22 protein-coding genes and 1 tRNA gene are annotated in these 20,021 nt (G+C 59.1%); 2 read left to right on the plus strand and 21 right to left on the minus strand.

All coding sequences use genetic code 11. The features are described 5' to 3' along the window. Positions 1-171 precede the first annotated feature (171 nt). The 19 genes from BFP96_RS19780 to BFP96_RS19875 all read right to left on the minus strand — a co-directional run bounded on the left by BFP96_RS19780 (position 172) and on the right by BFP96_RS19875 (position 16,221). Positions 172-912, minus strand: a complete 741-nt coding sequence (locus BFP96_RS19780) for an AraC family transcriptional regulator (RefSeq protein WP_065895076.1) — start codon at positions 910-912, stop codon at positions 172-174. Position 913: 1 nt separating this feature from the next. Then, the gene (gene leuA / locus BFP96_RS19785) at positions 914-2,608 is read right to left on the minus strand and encodes a 2-isopropylmalate synthase (RefSeq protein ID WP_065896398.1); all 1,695 of its coding nucleotides are present in this window, start codon (positions 2,606-2,608) and stop codon (positions 914-916) included. 373 nt (positions 2,609-2,981) lie between these two features. After that, a tRNA-Lys gene (locus BFP96_RS19790) sits at positions 2,982-3,057 on the minus strand. A gap of 121 nt (positions 3,058-3,178) precedes the next feature. Beyond that, a complete protein-coding gene (gene queE / locus BFP96_RS19795) occupies positions 3,179-3,826 on the minus strand; it encodes a 7-carboxy-7-deazaguanine synthase QueE (protein WP_034128580.1) in 648 nt (215 codons plus the stop codon). A gap of 164 nt (positions 3,827-3,990) precedes the next feature. Continuing rightward, on the minus strand, positions 3,991-4,836 hold the full coding sequence (ybgF, locus tag BFP96_RS19800; RefSeq protein WP_065936870.1) for a tol-pal system protein YbgF: 846 nt from the start codon (positions 4,834-4,836) through the stop codon (positions 3,991-3,993). A 6-nt stretch (positions 4,837-4,842) separates the two neighbouring features. Continuing rightward, on the minus strand, positions 4,843-5,343 hold the full coding sequence (gene pal, locus BFP96_RS19805) for a peptidoglycan-associated lipoprotein Pal (protein WP_003193861.1): 501 nt from the start codon (positions 5,341-5,343) through the stop codon (positions 4,843-4,845). A 55-nt stretch (positions 5,344-5,398) separates the two neighbouring features. After that, complete coding sequence (gene tolB, locus BFP96_RS19810) at positions 5,399-6,679, minus strand: Tol-Pal system beta propeller repeat protein TolB (protein WP_065887603.1); 1,281 nt, start codon at positions 6,677-6,679, stop codon at positions 5,399-5,401. A 17-nt stretch (positions 6,680-6,696) separates the two neighbouring features. Further along, positions 6,697-7,770, minus strand: coding sequence for a cell envelope integrity protein TolA (gene tolA / locus BFP96_RS19815; RefSeq protein ID WP_065887602.1), 1,074 nt, complete (start codon positions 7,768-7,770; stop codon positions 6,697-6,699). Next, complete coding sequence (gene tolR, locus BFP96_RS19820) at positions 7,770-8,222, minus strand: protein TolR (RefSeq protein WP_161793227.1); 453 nt, start codon at positions 8,220-8,222, stop codon at positions 7,770-7,772. Before tolR ends, tolA begins: the two co-directional genes overlap by 1 nt. A 23-nt stretch (positions 8,223-8,245) precedes the next feature. Continuing rightward, positions 8,246-8,941, minus strand: a complete 696-nt coding sequence (gene tolQ / locus BFP96_RS19825; RefSeq protein ID WP_034115768.1) for a protein TolQ — start codon at positions 8,939-8,941, stop codon at positions 8,246-8,248. Between the two features lies 1 nt (position 8,942). Next, positions 8,943-9,398, minus strand: coding sequence for a tol-pal system-associated acyl-CoA thioesterase (gene ybgC / locus BFP96_RS19830; RefSeq protein ID WP_003175800.1), 456 nt, complete (start codon positions 9,396-9,398; stop codon positions 8,943-8,945). 249 nt (positions 9,399-9,647) lie between these two features. Beyond that, a complete protein-coding gene (gene ruvB, locus BFP96_RS19840) occupies positions 9,648-10,706 on the minus strand; it encodes a Holliday junction branch migration DNA helicase RuvB (RefSeq protein WP_053135842.1) in 1,059 nt (352 codons plus the stop codon). After that, positions 10,707-11,318 carry a Holliday junction branch migration protein RuvA gene (gene ruvA / locus BFP96_RS19845; protein ID WP_003175802.1) on the minus strand — a complete coding sequence of 204 codons (612 nt, stop codon included), beginning with the start codon at positions 11,316-11,318 and terminating at the stop codon, positions 10,707-10,709. A 67-nt stretch (positions 11,319-11,385) separates the two neighbouring features. Continuing rightward, complete coding sequence (gene ruvC, locus BFP96_RS19850) at positions 11,386-11,910, minus strand: crossover junction endodeoxyribonuclease RuvC (RefSeq protein ID WP_065936871.1); 525 nt, start codon at positions 11,908-11,910, stop codon at positions 11,386-11,388. Positions 11,911-12,066: 156 nt separating this feature from the next. Continuing rightward, complete coding sequence (locus BFP96_RS19855) at positions 12,067-12,813, minus strand: YebC/PmpR family DNA-binding transcriptional regulator (RefSeq protein ID WP_065887601.1); 747 nt, start codon at positions 12,811-12,813, stop codon at positions 12,067-12,069. 135 nt (positions 12,814-12,948) lie between these two features. Beyond that, complete coding sequence (gene aspS / locus BFP96_RS19860; RefSeq protein ID WP_065895080.1) at positions 12,949-14,724, minus strand: aspartate--tRNA ligase; 1,776 nt, start codon at positions 14,722-14,724, stop codon at positions 12,949-12,951. A gap of 108 nt (positions 14,725-14,832) precedes the next feature. Then, positions 14,833-15,054 (minus strand): FmdB family zinc ribbon protein, encoded by a 222-nt coding sequence (locus BFP96_RS19865; RefSeq protein ID WP_003193872.1) that lies wholly within the window; start codon positions 15,052-15,054, stop codon positions 14,833-14,835. A 172-nt stretch (positions 15,055-15,226) separates the two neighbouring features. Then, complete coding sequence (locus tag BFP96_RS19870) at positions 15,227-15,565, minus strand: ribbon-helix-helix domain-containing protein (RefSeq protein ID WP_065887599.1); 339 nt, start codon at positions 15,563-15,565, stop codon at positions 15,227-15,229. A 182-nt stretch (positions 15,566-15,747) separates the two neighbouring features. Next, positions 15,748-16,221 (minus strand): Dps family protein, encoded by a 474-nt coding sequence (locus tag BFP96_RS19875; RefSeq protein WP_003193874.1) that lies wholly within the window; start codon positions 16,219-16,221, stop codon positions 15,748-15,750. Positions 16,222-16,648: 427 nt separating this feature from the next. Here BFP96_RS19875 and BFP96_RS31590 point away from each other — a divergent pair, with 427 nt between their 5' ends. After that, positions 16,649-17,251 carry a cold-shock protein gene (locus BFP96_RS31590; protein WP_005790922.1) on the plus strand — a complete coding sequence of 201 codons (603 nt, stop codon included), beginning with the start codon at positions 16,649-16,651 and terminating at the stop codon, positions 17,249-17,251. A gap of 71 nt (positions 17,252-17,322) precedes the next feature. Here the strand turns inward: BFP96_RS31590 and BFP96_RS19885 are convergent, their stop codons facing one another. Then, positions 17,323-17,529, minus strand: coding sequence for a SlyX family protein (locus BFP96_RS19885; RefSeq protein ID WP_065895081.1), 207 nt, complete (start codon positions 17,527-17,529; stop codon positions 17,323-17,325). Positions 17,530-17,532: 3 nt separating this feature from the next. Then, the gene (locus BFP96_RS19890) at positions 17,533-17,958 is read right to left on the minus strand and encodes an HIT domain-containing protein (protein WP_065895082.1); all 426 of its coding nucleotides are present in this window, start codon (positions 17,956-17,958) and stop codon (positions 17,533-17,535) included. A gap of 743 nt (positions 17,959-18,701) precedes the next feature. Here BFP96_RS19890 and BFP96_RS19895 point away from each other — a divergent pair. Further along, a complete protein-coding gene (locus BFP96_RS19895; RefSeq protein WP_065887597.1) occupies positions 18,702-19,982 on the plus strand; it encodes an OprD family porin in 1,281 nt (426 codons plus the stop codon). Positions 19,983-20,021: the final 39 nt, after the last annotated feature.

Raw genomic sequence — 20,021 nt, forward strand, 5'->3', positions numbered from 1 at the left:
AGAGAGCACCGCGTCGCGCATCTCCCGAGTTCCAGACAACCATCGTTTCGATTGGGACAACCTGCGTGCCACCGTTGAATCCTGAGCAACCGTCGGCCGCGCAGACGCAAACATGGCCCTGCGCAGCCGCGGGCCATGTCCAGTGGGAGGGGTGTGAACGCCGGGTGCGGCTCAGACCAGACGGCAGTTGCTCGGTGTATAACCCATGGTGCGTTTGAACATCGCGGTAAAAGCGCTCGGGCTTTGATAACCATGCTCCAGCGCCACTTCCAGAATGGACACGCCGCAGGCCAGGCGCTGCATGCTCAGCAGCAGCCGCGTGCGCTTGCGCCACTCGCCGTAACTCATGCCCAACTCTTTCTGGAACAGCCGAGCCAGGGTGCGCGAACTCATATTGAGTTGCACCGCCCAGCTCTCCAGTTTCGACTCCTGGGAGGGGTTGTCGATAAAGTCGGCACACAGCGACTTGAGCCGCGGCTCGTCCGGGATCGGTACATGGGCCAAAACCCTTTGTGCCCGGTCGAGTTCGGAGAAAATCAGGTCGACAATCTGCACATGACGCACCGCGGCCGACTCACTGTCAGGCACCTCGGACGCAGCGATGATCAACTCGCGCAGCAGTGGCGATACGCGGATGACGTGGCACTCCTCGGTCAAGGCACGGTGGGCGCCGGGGGTGATCAGCAACGTGCGCATGCGCACCTCGCCGGTCATGCGGATCTGATGCTCCTGCCCCGAGGGCACCCACAACGCGTGTCCGGAAGGCACCACCCACGTGGTGCCGACCACCGATACCAGCATCACGCCGTTGATGGCATAGACCAACTGGCCTTCTTCATGTCGATGCGAGGCAACGATGTCACCGTGACCAAAGTTACCGGTGAGCGCCGCCAATGCGGTATGCGCATTCATCTCAGGAAGGCACCGCAGCACTCACCACGCTGAGCAGGCCCAGACGCGATGCGCGGTTGACCGCACTCGTCACCGCCTTGAGGGACGCCAGCAGGATACTGCCGTCGCGGGCGGCACCAAACAGCAGCTGGTTGTTCACACGGATCTCTACGTAGGCCAGCGCCTCGGCCTGGGCACCGTCACGGGTGGCATGCTCATGGTAATCGGCGATGTCGAAGTGCACGCCGCGTTGAGCGAATGCGTCCACCAGCGCCGCCAGCGGGCCGTTGCCTTCGCCGCTCAGTTCGATGTCTCTCGCGCCGCCGGTCAGCGTACCCTCCAGATACGTCACGTTGCCTTCGCTGACCAACTTGGGCTGCAACAACGTGTAAGGGTTGCCCTGATCCAGGTAGTGCCGGGTAAAGCAGGCCAGGATCATCTCGCCGCTGACTTCCTGGCCGGAAGCATCGGCTTCCTGCTGGACCAGGCTGCTGAATTCCATCTGCAAACGGCGTGGCATGACAATGCCATGCTGTTCCAGCAGGTACGCCACGCCGCCTTTGCCCGACTGGCTGTTGACGCGAATCACCGCCTCATAGCTGCGCCCCATGTCGGCCGGGTCGATCGGCAGGTACGGCACTTCCCAGCGTCCGTCGGGATTGGCCTGGCGCGCCGCAAAACCTTTTTTGATCGCGTCCTGGTGCGAGCCCGAGAACGCCGTGAACACCAGCTCCCCGGCGTAGGGATGGCGCGGGTGCGTGGGCAGCTGGTTGCAGAACTCGACCTCACGCTGCACATGAATGATGTCGGAGAAATCCAGTTGCGGGTCGATGCCGCTGGTGTAGAGGTTCATTGCCAGCGTCAGGATATCCACGTTGCCGGTGCGCTCACCGTTGCCGAACAAGGTGCCCTCGACACGCTCGGCCCCGGCCAGACAAGCCTGCTCGGCCGTCGCCACCCCGGTGCCGCGATCGTTATGCGGGTGAACACTGATGACCACACTGTCGCGCCGGCTGAAATGTCGGCAAAACCACTCGATCTGATCGGCGAAGACGTTCGCCGTAGAGACTTCCACGGTGGTCGGCAGATTCAGGATCATTTTGTTCGACGGCGTCGGCCCAAACGCATCCGTCACCGCCTCGCAAACCTCCAGCGCGAAGTCCAACTCGGTAAAGCAGAAAGTTTCGGGAGAATACTGGAACGTCCATTGCGTATCTGGATTGTTGTCCATGTGACGCTTGATTTCACGCGTCGCCTGGGTGGCGATGTCGATGCAGCCGGCGCGGTCGACGCCGAACACCACTTCGCGAAACACCGGCGCGGTGGCGTTGTACACGTGCACGATCGCTCGCGGTGCGCCCTTCAAGGCCTCAAAGGTGCGCTCGATCAAATGACTGCGCGCCTGCGTCATCACCTGGATAGTCACATCGTCGGGAATCGCGCCACTGTCGATCAGTTCACGCACGTAATCGAAATCGGTCTGGGATGCAGCGGGAAACCCCACCTCGATCTCCTTGAAACCCACCTTCACCAGCAGCTCGAAGAAGCGGCGCTTGCGCTCGGCATTCATGGGTTCGATCAGCGCCTGGTTGCCATCACGCATATCGACACTGCACCAGGTCGGCGCCGCAGCCTGCACGACACTGGGCCATTGGCGGTCCGGCAGATCGACGGTGGTGAAATGGCGGTATTTGCTGGAAGGGTCCTTGAGCATCATGCGGCTTCTCCTTTTTAGAACTGATCGTCGGTTGCCTGGGCGGCCTCGCTGACCGCGCTCGACATTGGATCCAATACTAAACAAAGAAAGCTTGGCATGAATTGCGTATTTGAGTCGACAACGTGAAGAAAAATACACAAACAACCAATATCTATAAAAATATTGGTGAATTTGTTCAACTTGTCTATTTTAAGAGCAATAACTTGGATGGATCGGCAGGGAGGCGAGACAAAAGATGGTGTATCGGCTGACCAGCGAGATGAATCGATCACGGCGCAATGCGTATCGATTGGGTGACGCGGAATGACAGGCAAAAAAAAACCCGGAAATCCTCACTTGCGTGGGCCTTCCGGATTTTCTAAACCGCCAAAAATGGTGGGTCGTGTGGGATTCGAACCTACGACCAATTGGTTAAAAGCCAACTGCTCTACCAACTGAGCTAACGACCCGCTGTGTGGTGGCGCGTATAATACTGATTTCTAAGGATTATTCAACACCTTATTTGAAATAAATCAGAAAAAACCCATTGAAGCTAAAAATGGCGCGGTTTGAAGGCCTTCTACAGCCGTCTCAGCGACCTGGTTCGTCATTCCACAGGTATTTGTGCAACTGCAACTGCAGGCGTACCGGCAGGTTATCCGCCACTACCCAGTCCGCAAGATCGCGTGCGTTGAGGTCGTGATGACTTGGGGAAAACAGCACCTCCCCCGCTCGACGCTCAAGGCCGTATTGGATCAGCTTGGAAGTCGCCCAGTCATAATCGTCGCGAGAGCAAATGACGAACTTCACCTGATCGTTCGCCGTCAGCAAGTCCATGTTCTCGTAGCGATTGCGATGGGCTTCCTTGGAGTCAGGGGTTTTCAGGTCGACCACCCGACTGACACGCGGATCGACCGCAGAGATATCCAAGGCGCCGCTGGTTTCCAGGGAGACCTCGTAACCGGCATCACACAACTGCTTGAGCAAGGGGATGGCATTGGGTTGCGCCAACGGCTCGCCGCCCGTTACACAGACGTAGCGCGGCCGGTAACCGGCAACCTGCTCGAGGATGTCATCCAGGGTGCGTACGGTGCCGCCGCTGAAGGCATAGGCGCTGTCACAGTATTGGCAACGCAAGGGGCAGCCGGTGAGCCGTACGAATACGGTGGGCAGGCCGGCAGTGCGCGTTTCACCCTGCAACGAGTAAAAAACTTCGGTAATACGTAATGTGTCTTGCATAGTCGCCACGGGCGTAACAGCTAAACAGGCTGTCCGCCTCCGTCAGGCACTTCAAGGGATTGCGCCAACGCGTCAACCCCAGGAAGCGTGTTTCATAAAAGGGCGTGGATTCTAACGAAAAAACCCGCGCCAGGCGCGGGTTTCTTCTAAACGGGCTGCATTGCCTACAAGCGTTGCAGATCCCGCTGGGCCAACTGCGCGGCGGAGGTGCCCGGATACTGGGCAACCACCTGCTGCAGAATGCCTTTGACCTTGTCGGTATGACCCAGGCGGCGTTCTACGTCAGCCAGCTTGTACAGCGAGTCAGGCACCTTGGCATGCTTTGGGTACAGCTGGCTGACCTTGGCAAACGCCTGGCCCGCCCCCTGCAAATCACCTTTTGCCAGGTTGACCTCACCCAACCAGTACTGGGCATTGCCCGCATACTGGCTGTTCGGGTACTTGCGCAGGAACGCGGTAAAGGCCTGGCTGGCCTTATCGAAGTCCTTGGCCTTGATCAGGTCGAAGGCTGCATCGTAATACAGTTTTTCCTTCGCCGGATCGCCCGGTTCGCTGCTCGCGGCAGGGGCAGCCGCTGCGGCCCCCGCTGCTGCGCCACCGGCAGCGGCACCACCGATAGCGGCACTGGGCGCGCCACCGGCAGAAGAATTATCAGGAGTAGCGGCAGGTGCAACACCGGCTCCAATACGTCGGTCAAGATCCTGGTAACGCTCCAGGCCTTCTTGCTTGAGTTGGTTCACTTGATTCTGCAGAACTTCAATGGCGCCTTGTTGCTGGGCCAATTGATCCTGCATGCGTTGCAGCTGGTTGAACAGCTCGCCCTGTGCCGAGGGCGCGGCCGTAGCCGCGCCCCCAGCATAGGCGCCGTTCGTGCCATAACCTGCTGGCGGATAACTGCTGCCGCTATTGTTATAGCCAGAGTTGCTATCCGTTACAGGAACCGCAGCCCACACCGCAAGCGGTGCGAGGCTGAGAGCCAATACAGTCAGAGCACGACGGCACGTTCGCATGACGAATTACTTACGCAGTTCGACGCGACGGTTCTGAGCCCACGACTGCTCGTCGTTGCCAGTTGCAACTGGACGCTCTTTACCGTAGGAAACCAGTTCCAGTTGGCCTGGAGCAACACCTTGCAGTACCAGGTAGCGCTGAACGGCTTTCGCACGACGCTCGCCCAGAGCCATGTTGTACTCACGAGTACCACGGGCGTCAGTGTTACCTTCCAGAACAACGCGAGCGCCGTTAGCTTTCAGGTCCTTGGCGTGAACGTCCAGAGCGCGCATGGCTTCTGGCTTCAGGTCCGAACTGTCGTATTCGAAGTAGAAAGTGGTGATCGCGCGCAGAGCAGCTTCTTCGCTCAGGGAGCCGTCGACTGCACCAGTGTTAGCGCCGTAACCAGCGTTTGGATCAACAGCTGCGCCTTCACCGGCATTGTCGCCGCCTTTAGAGGAGCAACCAACGGCTACGGACAGAGCCAGAGCCAGAGCAGCAAACTTACCAAACTTCAGCATTTCCATCGTGAAACTCCTAATGAACCCCAGTGTGTTAAGTACTTCTTTTTGTAGCGCCGCGTCAGTTCAGGTAAGGGGACCAGGATGGTTCTCTGACTTCGCCTTGTGCGGTAGGAAGCGGGAGCCTTACGCGTCCGTTGATGGACACGAGCATCAAGACTCCCCGGCCCTGCTGGCGGGTGGCGTAGATTACCATGGTGCCGTTGGGCGCAACAGTGGCTGACTCATCAAGGTTGGTATCTGTAAGGATTTTCACGGTTCCGCGCTGCAAATCCTGGGCCGCAACCCGGAAATTAGTGAAACCATCCTGACGGTGAATCATTACCAACGTCTTTTCATCGGCCGAAAGCTTGGGATTGGCGTTGTAGTTACCGATAAAGGTCACACGTTCCGCGCCGCCGCCGTTTACATTTGCCTTGTAGACCTGAGGCTTGCCGCCACGGTCAGAGGTGAAGTAGATGGTCGAACCATCTTTACCCCAGAACGGTTCGGTGTTGATACCCGGGCCGCTGGTCACACGCGAGAGCTGACGCGAGGCCATGTTCATCACGTAGATATCCGGGTTGCCGTCCTTGGACAGCACGAATGCCAGGCGCGAACCATCCGGCGACCAGGCCGGTGCACCGTTGAGGCCTTCGAAGTTGGTGATCTGCTCGCGACGGCCGGTATCAATGTGCTGGACGAAGATACGTGGACGCTTCTGTTCGAACGATACGTAGGCAATACGCTTGCCGTCCGGCGCGAAGCGCGGCGACAGGATGGGCTCACGGGACTGCAACAAGGTCACTGCACGCGCACCGTCGTAGTCCGAACGCTGCAGGGTGTAGCGGGTGTTGTCGACAGAGAAACGCTCAGCGGTCACATACAACAGGCGCGTGGAGAACGCCCCCTTGATACCGGTGAGTTTTTCAAACGACTGGTCCGAAATGTAGTGGGCCATGTCACGCAGTTGTTCAGCGGTGCCGGAGACATTGCCGGTCAGGACCTGCTGCTCGGTGGCCACGTTGAACAAGGTGTAGGTGATTTGCAGGCGACCGCCGGCCGGCGTGATGTTGCCGACCATCAGGTACTGCGCGCCCACCGCTTTCCAGTCACGGAACACGACTTCGCTGGCCTGGTTGGGCTGGCTGATCATGTTGCCTTTTGGAATCGGTGCGTAGTAGCCGGAGTTGCGCAGGTCGTCGCTGACGATCTGGGCCATGTCATCCGGCAGCACGCTGCCGCCCTGCCAGCCGAACGGTACTACCGCGATCGGGGTGGCCCGATCGCTGCCGCTGGTAACCAGGATGTTCTTTTCATCCGCCGCCGCTATCCCTGCCATACAGCAAATAACGACAAGCATTCCTCGAAGAAGGTTTCTCACAAGGCTAGATCCTCAGGTGTGAATGTCATCTTGAATGAACGATAGGGAGCGAAGTCGCTTGGTTTCATTCCCTGCATCTCGGTCAACCGGCCAATATTCTTGACTGCGGCAACCGCCGAACTGTCGAACGAACCGTCACCACTGGACTTGGCCACGCTGACCGAAGTCACCGTACCGTCCGGCAACATGCCGATCTGCAGCACTACTGTCATGCCTTTACGTGCCGAAGGTGGACGTGTCCAGCCTTCCGCTGCCCGCGCCCGGATCAGGTCGTCAAAACTGCCCGCGACTTCATCGCCACGTTCATCGGCCAAGGCTTGCTGACGCTGCGGCGTGTCGGAAAGCAAATCTGCCAGGGCCTGGGCCTTTTTCTCTTCGGCGGATTTACGGGCTGCTTCCTGAGCCTTTTTCTTGGAGGCGTCGGCGGCAGCTTTCTTCTTCGCGTCGTCGGCGACTTTCTTCTTCGCCTCGTCTGCTTCAGCTTTTTTCTTGGCGTCTTCGGCGGCTTTCTTCTTCGCGTCTTCGACGATCTTCTTCTTGGCTTCCTCAGCGGCCTTTTTCTTGGCCTCTTCTTCGGCAGCTTTCTTGGCTTCTTCTTCGGACTTCTTCTTGGCTATATCAGCCAATTGTTTCTCTTCGGCCTTTTTGGCTTCGGCAGCTTTCTCGGACTTCTTGGCTTCATCAGCCTTTTTCGCCTCGTCAGCTTTCTTCGCTTCGTCAGCCTTTTTCGATTCCTCGGCCTTTTGAGCCGCCTCTTCTTTCTTTTGTTCCGCAGCAGCCTTCACCGCTTCCTGCTCGACCTTCTTCTGTTCCATCTGCTCGACTTCGGTCTGGCGCGCAGCCGACTTCTGGGCCTCACCCGCAATCTTCTGATTGGTCTGGGTGGTGGCCTGACTTTTCGATTTCAGCTGATACAGGGTCGCCTGCACGATCGGCTTGGCTGGCGGCAGGTCCGGGGTCATGGCAAAGCTGACGAACAGCATGCCGAACACCAGGACGTGCAGGGCAATTGCCCAGACGCTAGGCCAGAAGAAGCTTTCCGAGGCGGACGGCTCTCGCTGTTGCTGCATCAGGGCGCCTCGGTAATCAAGCCAACGTTACCCACGCCGGCCTTCTGCAGCCCGCCCATGGCGCCCATGACGGAACCGTAGTCGACCGACTTGTCGCCGCGGATGAACACCTGGGTGTGCTTGCCGCCTTCGTTGCCGGAACGAATGATCTTGGTCACGGCATCGGTCATCGCCGGCAAGGTCAGGGCCTTGTCCTGCTGTTTCTGCGTGTCGACTTCGCTGCCAAGGTTCCAGTAGTAGGTCTTGTCAGCCTTGATCGAAATGGTCAGGACCTGAGTGTTGTTGTCCTGCGGCAAGGCTTCACTGGAAACCTTGGGCAGATCAACCTTCACGCCCTGGTTGAGCATCGGCGCGGTCACCATGAAGATAACCAGCAGCACCAGCATCACGTCGATGTAGGGCACTACGTTCATCTCGGCGACCGGCTTGCGCTTTTTGCGAGCTCGAGCGATTAAAGCCATTGGGAATTACCTGCTTATTCTTCGCTGGTGTGCACTTTACGGTGCAGGATCGCCTGGAATTCATCGGCGAAGGTGTAGTAACGGCCGATCAAGGTTTCGCTGGTGGCGGCAAAACGGTTGTAGGCGATTACTGCGGGGATAGCGGCGAACAGGCCGATCGCGGTGGCGATCAGGGCTTCGGCAATGCCCGGGGCTACGGTAGCCAGGGTCGCCTGCTGCGCCTGGGCCAGACCCCGGAAGGAGTTCATGATGCCCCATACGGTACCGAACAGGCCGATGTACGGGCTGACGGAGCCGACGGTCGCCAGGAACGGCAGGCTTTGCTCCAGCTTCTCTTCTTCGCGGGAGATGGCCACGCGCATGGCTCGGGCCACGCCTTCCATCACGGCTTCCGGGTCAACGCCCGGCTGCTGGCGCAGGCGCGAGAATTCCTTGAAGCCGGCGCGGAAGATTTGCTCGACGCCCGAATCCGGGTCCGGATTGCTGCCGGCCTGGCGATACAGCTTGGACAGGTCGATACCCGACCAGAAGCGCTCCTCGAAGCTCTCCAGGGCGCGTCGACCAGCACGCAGCAGGTTGCTGCGCTGAAAAATCATGACCCAAGAGGTAACCGATGCGGCTACCAGGGTCAGCATGACCAGTTGCACCACGATACTGGCATTACTGACCAGGCTCCACATCGAGGAATGGTCGACGACGGTAGGTTCCACGCTAAATCTCCTGCTTTGATTGTTTACCCGCGCCGCTCACGGCAGCAAAGGCCGCACGTAGAGTTTCGGGAATGGCCCGAGGTTTCAAACTGTTGGTGCGTACACATGCCACCAGGAACTGCCCCTCACAGAGCAGCGTTGCATCCGTAGCCCGCCTGACCTGCTGCTTGAATCGCAGGCTGGCACGGTTCAATTCGATGACTTCAGCGCTGACCAGCAACTCATCGTCCAGTCGCGCCGGTGCGTGGTAACGCGCCTCGCTGGAATGCACGACGAATAACAGGTCCTCCCCGGCCAGCGTGGATTGGGCAAAGCCCAGCTCCCTTAGCCGCTCGGTTCGAGCCCGTTCCATGAATTTCAGGTAATTGACGTAATAAACGATGCCGCCGGCATCAGTGTCCTCGTAATAAACGCGACAGCGATGTGCGAACGACTGATCCCCGTTTTGCGCGCGCATACTCTAGTGCTTACTCCTCAGGTTGCCAATCCGGCTGGACAACTGTTTTTTCAATACCTGAACATATTTCCAACGCCTGAATGACGACGCCAGACACTGGGACAGCACAAACTTCAGATAAATCACCCCACATGGCAAATACCCTGCAGGAGCGAGCTTGCTCGCGAAGCACCTGAGCGCGACGCGTATCACCAGACACACTGCGTCATCGTTGACGTTTTTCGCGAGCAAGCTCGCTCCTACAGTTTTTTAATCGTCTACCGCATCAAGGAATTCGTCTACCACAGGCATCTCTCCCAATCGTGACGGAATGTTTAGCCCAAAGTGCAGATAGGCATGACGCGTCACCACCCTGCCCCGCGGCGTGCGCATGATATAGCCCTGCTGGATCAGGTAGGGCTCCAGTACATCTTCAATGGTGTGACGCTCTTCACTGATTGCAGCCGCAAGGCTGTCCACACCCACCGGGCCGCCGTCGAACTTCTCGATCATGGTCAGGAGCAGACGCCGATCCTGGTGATCGAAGCCATGTTCGTCCACATCCAGCAGGTTCAAGGCCAGGTCCGCGACCGCCTTGGTGATATGCCCCTTGGCGCGTACCTCGGCAAAATCGCGCACGCGGCGCAGCAAGCGGTTGGCGATCCGAGGTGTACCGCGGGCACGCCGGGCGATTTCGAACGCGCCTTCCGGGTCCAGCGGCAAGCCGAGGATGTTCGCCGAACGGCTGACGATGGTCGCAAGGTCTGCCGTGCTATAGAACTCCAGACGTTGAACAATGCCGAAACGGTCTCGCAGCGGGTTGGTCAACATGCCCGCGCGGGTCGTGGCCCCCACCAGCGTGAACGGCGGCAGGTCAAGCTTGATCGAACGGGCCGCCGGGCCTTCGCCGATCATGATGTCGAGCTGGAAGTCCTCCATCGCCGGGTACAGCACTTCTTCGACAATCGGCGACAACCGGTGGATCTCGTCGATAAACAGGACGTCGTGGGGTTCCAGATTGGTCAGCAACGCGGCCAGGTCGCCGGGGCGCTCCAGCACCGGGCCGGACGTGGACTTGATCGACACGCCCATTTCCTGGGCAATAATGTTGGCCAGGGTGGTCTTGCCCAGGCCCGGCGGGCCGAAGATCAGCGTGTGGTCCAGCGACTCACTGCGCCCGCGTGCGGCCTGGATGAACAGCTCCATTTGCTCGCGCACGGTGGGCTGGCCGATATAGTCGGCCAGGCTCAGGGGGCGGATGGCGCGGTCCTGGACTTCTTCACGGTCGCGCGGGCCGGTAGCCGCGATCAGACGATCAGCTTCTATCACTTAAATCATTCCCTTCAGGGCTCGGCGGATCATGTCTTCACTGCTCAGGTTCTTGTCCTTGATGGCCGATACGGCCTTGCTGGCCTCCTGCGGCTTGTAGCCCAGGGAGATCAACGCACTGACCGCATCGCTTTCGGCACTGGCGACCTGGCCTGCCGGCATATCCGGCTGGTTCGGGACCAGGGCGAACATGCTCGGCACCACTTCCCAGGCCTTGAAACGGTCCTTGAGTTCCACCAGCAAACGCTCGGCGGTTTTCTTGCCCACACCCGGCACCTTGGTCAAGGCCGAGGTGTCCTGGGCTGAAACGGCGCGTACCAGTTCATCCACTTCCAGGCTCGACATCAATGCCAGAGCCAATTTGGGCCCGACGCCATTGAGCCGAATCAGCTCGCGGAAGAAATCGCGGTCGCGCTTGCCGATGAAACCATAGAGCAGTTGCGCGTCTTCGCGCACCACTAAATGCGTGTGCAAGGTTATCGGCTCGCCGACCGACGGCAAGCGGTACAAGGTGGTCATGGGCACTTCAAGCTCATAACCCAATCCATTCACATCCAGAATCAGGTGCGGCGGCTGTTTCTCAGCCAGGGTGCCGCGCAAGCGTCCAATCACGGTTCAGATCCTTAAAGCTTGGGGGTCAGAGCAGGCCTGACCAGAAATAACGATTGCGCTGATGCTATCAGAGACGCAGGCGTCCGCCACGGCTGCGTGCCGCACCCAGGCCATGGGGCAGCAGGCTGGAGCGGGTGTGGGCGTGGCAAATGGCGATGGCCAGGGCGTCGGAGGCGTCGATCTGGGGTTTTGAGGTGAGTTTGAGCATGTGCATGACCATTATCTGCACCTGCTCTTTATTGGCCCCACCCGTACCCACGACGGCCTGCTTGACCTGGGTCGCGGTGTATTCGGCGATCTCCATGCCCTCCTCGGCCCCCGCCACGATGGCCGCGCCACGCGCCTGGCCGAGCTTGAGCGCCGAATCGGCATTCTTGGCCATAAAGACTTTTTCGATGCCCATGGTTACCGGGCCGTAAGTCTGGATGACCTCCCGCACGCCGCGATAGACGATCTGCAGGCGTTCGGCCAGTTCGCCTGCGCCCGTGCGGATGCAGCCTGAGGCGACATACACGCAGCCGCGCGGGGTCTGTTGCACCACGCCAAAACCGGTGATGCGCGAACCGGGGTCGATACCTAGGATTAAAGTCATAACGCCTGCGGGTTAAATAAGTACATTTTCTGACACACCGTAGTTTCAATGTGGGAGGGGGCTTGCCCCCGATGGCGGTGGTTCAGTCGATTTATAAATAACTGACACACCGCCATCGGGGGCAAGCCCCCTCCCACATTTTGACCTCATCGCTTTTTAGACTAGCTGTTCAGCCACGGACTCGGGGATGTCGGCGTTGGAGTACACATTCTGCACATCATCCAGGTCTTCGAGCATGTCCAGCAGCTTCAACACCTTCTGCGCACCGTCCAGGTCGAGTTCGGCGCTGGTGGTCGGCAGCATCACGATTTCCGCGTCGGTGCCCTTGAAGCCTGCGGCTTCCAGGGTATTGCGCACTGAGTAGAAGCTGGCGAATGAGGTGAACACGTCAATGGAGCCATCTTCGTTGGTGACCACGTCGTCGGCGTCCGCCTCCATCGCGGCTTCCATCAGCGCGTCCTCATCCGTGCCCGGTGCAAAAGTAATCTGCCCCTTGCGCTCGAACAGGTAGGCCACCGAACCGTCGGTCCCCAGGTTGCCGCCGCACTTGCTGAACGCGTGGCGCACCGCTGCGGCGGTACGGTTGCGGTTGTCGGTCATGCATTCGACCATCACCGCCACGCCGCCCGGGCCGTAGCCTTCGTAGGTCAACTCGACCATGTCGTCGGTATCGGCCGCACCGGCACCACGGGCCACGGCGCGGTCGATGATGTCGCGGCTCATGTTGGCGCCGAGCGCCTTGTCCAGCGCCAGGCGCAGGCGCGGGTTGGAGCCCGGGTCACCGCCACCCTGGCGGGCGGCGACGGTCAGTTCGCGAATCCACTTGGTGAAAATCTTGCCTTTCTTGGCATCCTGACGCTCTTTGCGGTGCTTGATGTTCGCCCACTTGGAATGGCCAGCCATAACACAACTCCGAAATTCTCTAGAAACCTATCAATCCCGCCGCCGGCGAGATTTCCCTCTTTTAAACGCAAAGGCGCATCCGAAGATGCGCCTTTTTGACTGCTTACAACCTTATCGCGCTTTCACGCAGCAGCCTTACTCAGCCTTCGGCGTCTCGCGCAGACGGATGTGCAGTTCGCGCAGTGCCTTGGCATCCACCACACCCGGGGCCTGGGTCATGACGTCCGCGGCACTCTGGGTTTTCGGGAACGCAATCACTTCACGGATCGACTGGGCGCCGGTCATCAGCATCACCAGACGGTCCAGGCCGAACGCCAAACCACCGTGCGGCGGCGCGCCGTATTTCAGCGCGTCGAGCAGGAAGCCGAACTTCTCTTCCTGTTCCGCTTCGTTGATGCCCAGCAGGCGGAATACCGCTTGTTGCATCTCCTTGCGGTGGATACGGATCGAACCGCCACCCAGCTCGGTGCCGTTGAGCACCATGTCGTAGGCACGGGACAGCGCGCCGGCCGGGTTGGCTTCCAGCTCGGCCGGGGAGCACTTCGGCGCGGTGAACGGGTGGTGCAAGGCGCTGAAGCTGCCGTCGTCGTTTTCTTCGAACATCGGGAAGTCGACAACCCACATCGGCGCCCATTCGCAGGTCAGCAGGTTCAGGTCGTGGCCGAGCTTGATGCGCAGCGCGCCCAGGGCCTCGCTGACGATCTTGGCCTTGTCGGCACCGAAGAACACGATGTCGCCATCGACTGCACCAACGCGATCGAGGATTTCGTTCAGGTTGTCCAGCGGGATGTTTTTAACGATCGGCGATTGCAGACCATCAACGCCATTGGCGCGCTCGTTGACCTTGATGTAAGCCAGGCCCTTGGCACCGTAGATGCCGACGAACTTGGTGTAGTCGTCGATCTGCTTGCGCGGCATGCTCGCACCGCCCGGCACGCGCAGGGCAGCGATGCGGCATTTCGGGTCGTTGGCCGGGCCGCTGAACACCTTGAAGTCGACTTCTTTCAACTGGTCGGCCACGTCCACCAGTTCCAGCGGGTTACGCAGGTCCGGCTTGTCGGAACCGTAGCGGCGCATGGCTTCTTCGAAGGTCATGTGCGGGAAGTCGCCGAACTCCAGGTCCAGCACTTCCTTGAACAGGTTGCGGATCATTTGTTCGGTGAGGCCCATGATCTCTTTTTCATCGAGGAAGCTGGTCTCTATGTCGATCTGGGTGAATTCCGGCTGGCGGTCAGCGCGCAGGTCTTCGTCGCGGAAGCACTTGGCGATCTGGTAGTAACGGTCGAAGCCGGCCACCATCAGCAGCTGCTTGAACAGTTGCGGCGATTGCGGCAAGGCGAAGAAGCTGCCTGGGTGGGTACGGCTAGGCACCAGGTAGTCACGCGCGCCTTCCGGAGTGGCGCGGGTGAGGATCGGCGTCTCAACATCAAGGAAGCCGTTCTCGTCGAGGAAGCGGCGGATGCTGGTGGTCATGCGCGAGCGCAGACGCAGCTTCTCGGCCATTTCCGGGCGACGCAGGTCCAGGAAGCGATAGCGCAGGCGAGTTTCCTCGCCAACGTCGGAATATTCGTTGAGCGGGAACGGCGGGGTTTCCGACTCGTTCAGCACTTGCAGCTCATAGCCCAGCACTTCAATGCCGCCGGACGCCATGTTCTTGTTCACCGCACCGGCCGGGCGCAGACGCACCTTGCCGGTGATTTTCACGACGTATTCGCTGCGCACGCGGTCGGCGGCAGCGAAGCTCTCGGCGCGATCCGGGTCGAACACCACCTGGGCCAGACCATCACGATCACGGATATCGAGGAAGATCACCCCGCCGTGGTCGCGGCGACGGTGAACCCATCCGCAAAGGGTGATTTCCTGACCTTCCAGGGTCTCGTTCAGTTGGCCGCAATAGTGGCTGCGCATCATGGTAGTGGTTTCACTTCTCGTAATTCGAAATTCGGTGGCAGGCCTGCCGCGTCACCGTACATTAAAGCAGGGGACGGATAATGCAGGAGCCTGCGCGTAGAGTTCAACTCAGTCTGCTTTGTCGCCGCCCGCCAGGTTCTTCTTGGCGCCGGTCTTGAAATCGGTCTCGTACCAGCCGCTGCCGCTCAGGCGGAAGCCCGGCATGGACAACATCTTTTTCAACTCAGGTGCCTGGCAGGCTGGGCAATCGACCAACGGCGCGGCGCTGATCTTCTGAATGGCTTCCAACTGATGACCACAGGAAGCACATTGATAGTCGTACATGGGCATGGAGATGTCTCGGCGATCAGATCGTAACGGCGCCACGCCCTGCCGTCGTGCATATAACCCGGCATGCGCAGCAAAGCGCGGGATTATATCTGGTAAATCGAGGCAGCGCAGCCGGCTTTCTGCCCGAGGCCCGGCCCGCCGCAAGCATGGGCCGGGGCCTGGCGCCCTCCAGTCAGACTGACCCGCAGGTGCCAACGCGATCTTTCAACAGGTGAACGACGCACACCACCCGCACCAGCCCGCTGAAGTTCTTCACGCCGCCATAACGCAGATGCACTTCGCGGTCGACATAGGACAACAACGCACTGACCGAGCAGGTATTGATCCTGGCTATTTCCGTCAGAATGTTCCAATAGATCTGTTCAAGCCGCAGGCACGTGGAAAACCCGTTGAGGCGCACCGACCGCGATAAGGGTTTGGCGAGCCCCATGTCGAACCCTTTCGCGAAAGGGTCGACCTTTATCTTGTGAAAACCTGCGGTTTCCACGCCCTTACCCAATCCACACGACATACACCTGACACTCCCTTGCCAAACATCGGTCCATGGGTTTGTCCCATTGGACGGTAGGCCTATAAAACCGCAGGAAGCGATGGGCAGCCAGAAGACGCGGGAGTTGGGCGTCGTAGGACAACGCCAGGAAACACAGGGAAACAAGTGGGTGGCGGCATGAAGACGCCACCCAAGCTTGACGGTTACTGGTTTTCGAGCAGCGAGCGCAGCATCCAGGCGGTTTTTTCGTGCACTTGCATACGCTGGGTCAGCAGGTCAGCCGTCGGCTCATCGCTGACCTTGTCGAGCAACGGGAAAATGCCCCGCGCGGTGCGAGTGACGGCCTCTTGGCCGGCCACCAGTTGCTTGATCATCTCTTCGGCGCTCGGCACACCCTCTTCTTCCTTGATCGAAGACAGACGGGCGTAGATCGAGTAGGCGCCCGGCGCCGGGAAGCCCAGGGCACGAATACGCTCGGCGATGGAATCCACCGCCAGCGCCAGTTCGTTGTACTGCTCCTCGAACATCAGGTGCAGCGTACGAAACATGGGGCCCGTGACGTTCCAATGGAAGTTGTGGGTCTTCAGATACAGTACATAGGTATCGGACAGCAGCCGCGAAAGTCCGTCGACGATGGATTTACGGTCTTCTTCACTGATACCAATATCGATTGCCATGTTTTTCCCCTTCAATTGATGAGCATTCATTGATCAGGTGCAGGACCACTCTAGCAAGAGTGTCGCTCACGTGCAGCCCGGCACGTCCAGGCGATGTGCGGCAAATCGCCCCGCATCGCTTGCGAGGCAGCGGCCGGCGAGCCTGTGTCCTGTAGGAAAAACGCTCGAGAGGCCGCTCAAATTACCTGCACCCGTCTAGGACAAGCCTTCGGCGCAAAAATGCCACCGCGATTGCAATACCCCGAAACGCTTGATTTGAGTAGGCACAGCCTTTGCTGTTAAATAGGCGCCGTGTGGCTGCCGTTCATTTCTGCGGCACGTCACATAGGCTGATACCCGCGCACGTGCTCAACGCCTCCCATTGTTCAGAAGCGAACCGTGCCAGTCAGCTCTTCCTTGTGATCCGTCTTAACGTGAGTTAATCAAAATGTTGAAAATCGTCCACCTGCTGACGGGCGTTGCGGCTTTGCTGCTGTCCTTTATCCCGAGCCTGCAGCCTGAAAGCCTGCCCTACCTGCAACAACACGACGCTCTATACCTGGCCTTGTTCGGCCTTCTCAACCTGACACTGGCACCGGTAATCCCTTACTGGAACAAAGGCACGCGTCATCAACTGCAAAACCTGGTCAGCGCGCTGCTGGTACTGACCGTTGTCGTTCAAACCCTCACCCTGCTGGCACCCATGCCTGAAGTGGGCGGCCACCCGGCCATCCTGCTCAGCCTGGTGATTGCTGTGGTCGCCATCGTTCTTCACCTGGCCATCAGCTTCTACCGTTCGTCCCCAGCGGCCGCGTCGCAAAACTACGACATGACCAACCGGGATACCGGGACCGTCAAGTGGTTCAACACCTCCAAAGGCTTCGGCTTCATTTCGCGCGACTCGGGCGACGATATCTTCGTCCACTTCCGGGCTATCCGCGGTGAAGGCCACCGCGTCCTGGTCGAAGGCCAGCGCGTGGAGTTCTCGGTGATGAACCGCGACAAAGGCCTGCAAGCTGAAGATGTAATCGCTGCCCTGCCGCGTCGCTGATTCCAGACGGCGCTGCAAAAAAAACCGCGATCCGGCGTTGCCCGGATCGCGGTTTTTTATTGCGCGCTCATTCAATAGTGCGGCGGCGGTGCTTCTTCTTCCGAGGTTTCGAACTGGCCGCCCATCTCTTCCTGGCGCTTGAGCAATGCGTTCATCTGCAATTGCAGGCGCTCCACGGCGTGCTGCTGGGCGACCAGAATGTCATTGAGGGTTTCGATGGTGTCGTCCTGGAAAGCCAGGCGGCTTTCCAGGTCGGTGACGCGATTTTGCAGGTCCATGGTTCAGTCCTGGGTAAAAATGAAGTCGGCAGGCAGCAATTCACGCAGTCGGCTGCGGATCGCCGCCACCTGCTCCGGGTTGTAGGGAACGGCCGGATGCCTGCCCCACACCGGCGCCGGCCAGGCTGCGTCATCGCGCTTGCGCACGATGACATGCACATGCAATTGGCTGACGACATTGCCCAGCGCGCCGATGTTCATCTTGTCGGCGCACAGGCCTTCGTTCAGCAGTTGGGCGAGGGCCGTCGTTTCCTGCCACAACCTCTGTTGATCGGCGACATCCAGCTGAAACACTTCGCTGATACCGTTGATACGCGGCACCAGGATGAACCAGGGGTAGTTCGCGTCATTGGACAGCAGCAGGCGACAGAGCGGGAAGTCCCCAATGGCCAGAGTGTCTTGTTGCAGGCGTTGATCTAAAGCGAACACGTGGGCACTCCGTTCGGCAGGTCAATTTCAGGTGCCCAGCATAACGCCGAATGCTCACGGCTTCACGGTGAATGCGCAGGAAGCCTTGAGGCAGACGGATCGCATCCACGCACCCTTTCGAGGCAACGGGAGGTTTGAACCACCCTACCTCGGGCCTCGAAGGGATGCACCAAAATGACCCAGCCGTGCCTCAAAGAGGTCCGGCGCCTACCCACATGGAGGGTCAATCGGTAACGTTTTGCCCAGGCGCTGGTTGGGTGGATCACAGAAAAGGGGTAACCCCTGCCTGCCAAGTGAGAACCAAATGGCTTAAAAAGCCCGTGTTTATGCGGTTTTTACATTCCCGTAACGTTTTTCACGAAAAAATGACATTCGATCAGCGCTTTGTGCACGCTTGTTGCATTCACCTCATTATCGTCGGCAACGACACCTGGAGGGATGCCGGGGTTTCGCGATAGGAAACAGTAGCGTTTCAATGTGTACCAGGGACGGGTTTCAAACTTTTAAACCGTTTGAAGAGAACATTGAAGTTGTCAGCCGGGTGATAACCGGGCTGTGATTTGCGACACGGAGCTAGCAATTTACGACAGCCTCGTAAAGAAGCTGAAAGGATAGTTGAGTAAGTATCGTCAATAGCGCCGGCGTGAGATAACTTTGCGCCGACACAATAAAGAAAGAGCCGCCCAGATAAAAATACAGGTGGGACGGCAGTACTCTTCCTAAAACCAAAGGAGCAAATCACGATGCGCGTGATGAAGTGGAGCATGATCGCCCTGGCTGTTTCAGCAGGCACCTCGCAGTTCGCAATGGCGTCCGCCCAGGACGATTCCAAGGGCTTTGTTGAAGACAGCACGTTCAGCATCAATACTCGCGCTCTGTACTTCAGCCGCGACTTCCGTAACAACCCGTCGGGCCCCGGCTCCAAAAGCCGTGCCGAAGAAACCGGCCTGGGCTTCAACGCGTTGTACGAATCGGGCTTCACCCAGGGCACCGTTGGTGTCGGTGTCGACGTGATCGGCCTGATGGGCCTCAAGCTCGACAGCGGCAAGGGCCGCGCCGGCACCGGCCTGTTCCCTACCGGTTCCGACGGTCGCTCGCAGGACGATTACTCCAAAGGCGGCGCCGCCGTTAAGTTCCGCATCTCCAATACCGTGCTGAAAATCGGTGACCAGTACACCACAGCCCCTGTATTCGCTTCCGATGACAGCCGTCTGCTGCCCGAGCTGCCACAAGGCATTTCGATCACCAGCAACGAAATCAAGGGCCTGAAGCTCGAAGGCGGTCACTTCACTTCCAGCGTCGCGCAGAACCAGACCTTCCATGACAGCCTGGGCCTGACCAAGACCGACTTTGTCGGCGGTGTCTATGCCTTCACGCCTGAAGTCACCGGCAGCCTGTACTACGCGAAAACCGAAGATTACTTCCGCAAGTACTACAGCAACCTGAACTGGACCCACGCCCTGAGCGATGACCAGTCGTTCGCGCTGGACTTCAACATCTACGACACCAAGAGCGAAGGCGCCGGCCTGCAGCGCGCGGCGAAAGATGGCGTGACCAAGCTCGACAACCGCGCATTCAGCCTGCAGGGCGCGTACACCATCGGCGCTCACACCTTTACCCTGGCTGCGCAGAAGGTTTCCGGCGACGGCGACTACGGCTATGGCGTAGATGGCGGCGGCACCGTGTTCCTGGCCAACTCCATCGCCCGTTCCGACTTCAACGCCGAAGGCGAGAAGTCCTACCAGGCGCGTTACGACATCAACATGGCGACCTTCGGCATTCCCGGCCTGAGCTTCATGACCCGTTACGTTACCGGTAGCGGCGCCAACACGGCCACCACCAGCAACGGTAAAGAGTGGGAACGTGACATCGAAGCCAAGTACGTGATCCAGAGCGGCCCGGCTAAAAACCTCAGCCTGCGTCTGCGTCAAGCGACCTATCGTTCCGGTGATGGCGTTTACTACGGTTCGCCTTCGATCGACGAACTGCGTCTGATCGCGAACTACCCGCTGAACATCCTGTAATCGCGAAAGCCCTTACAACGATGACTTAAGGTTTCGACC

This window comes from Pseudomonas sp. 34 E 7, from assembly GCF_900005715.1.
In the GTDB taxonomy this organism is placed as follows: domain Bacteria; phylum Pseudomonadota; class Gammaproteobacteria; order Pseudomonadales; family Pseudomonadaceae; genus Aquipseudomonas; species Aquipseudomonas orientalis_A.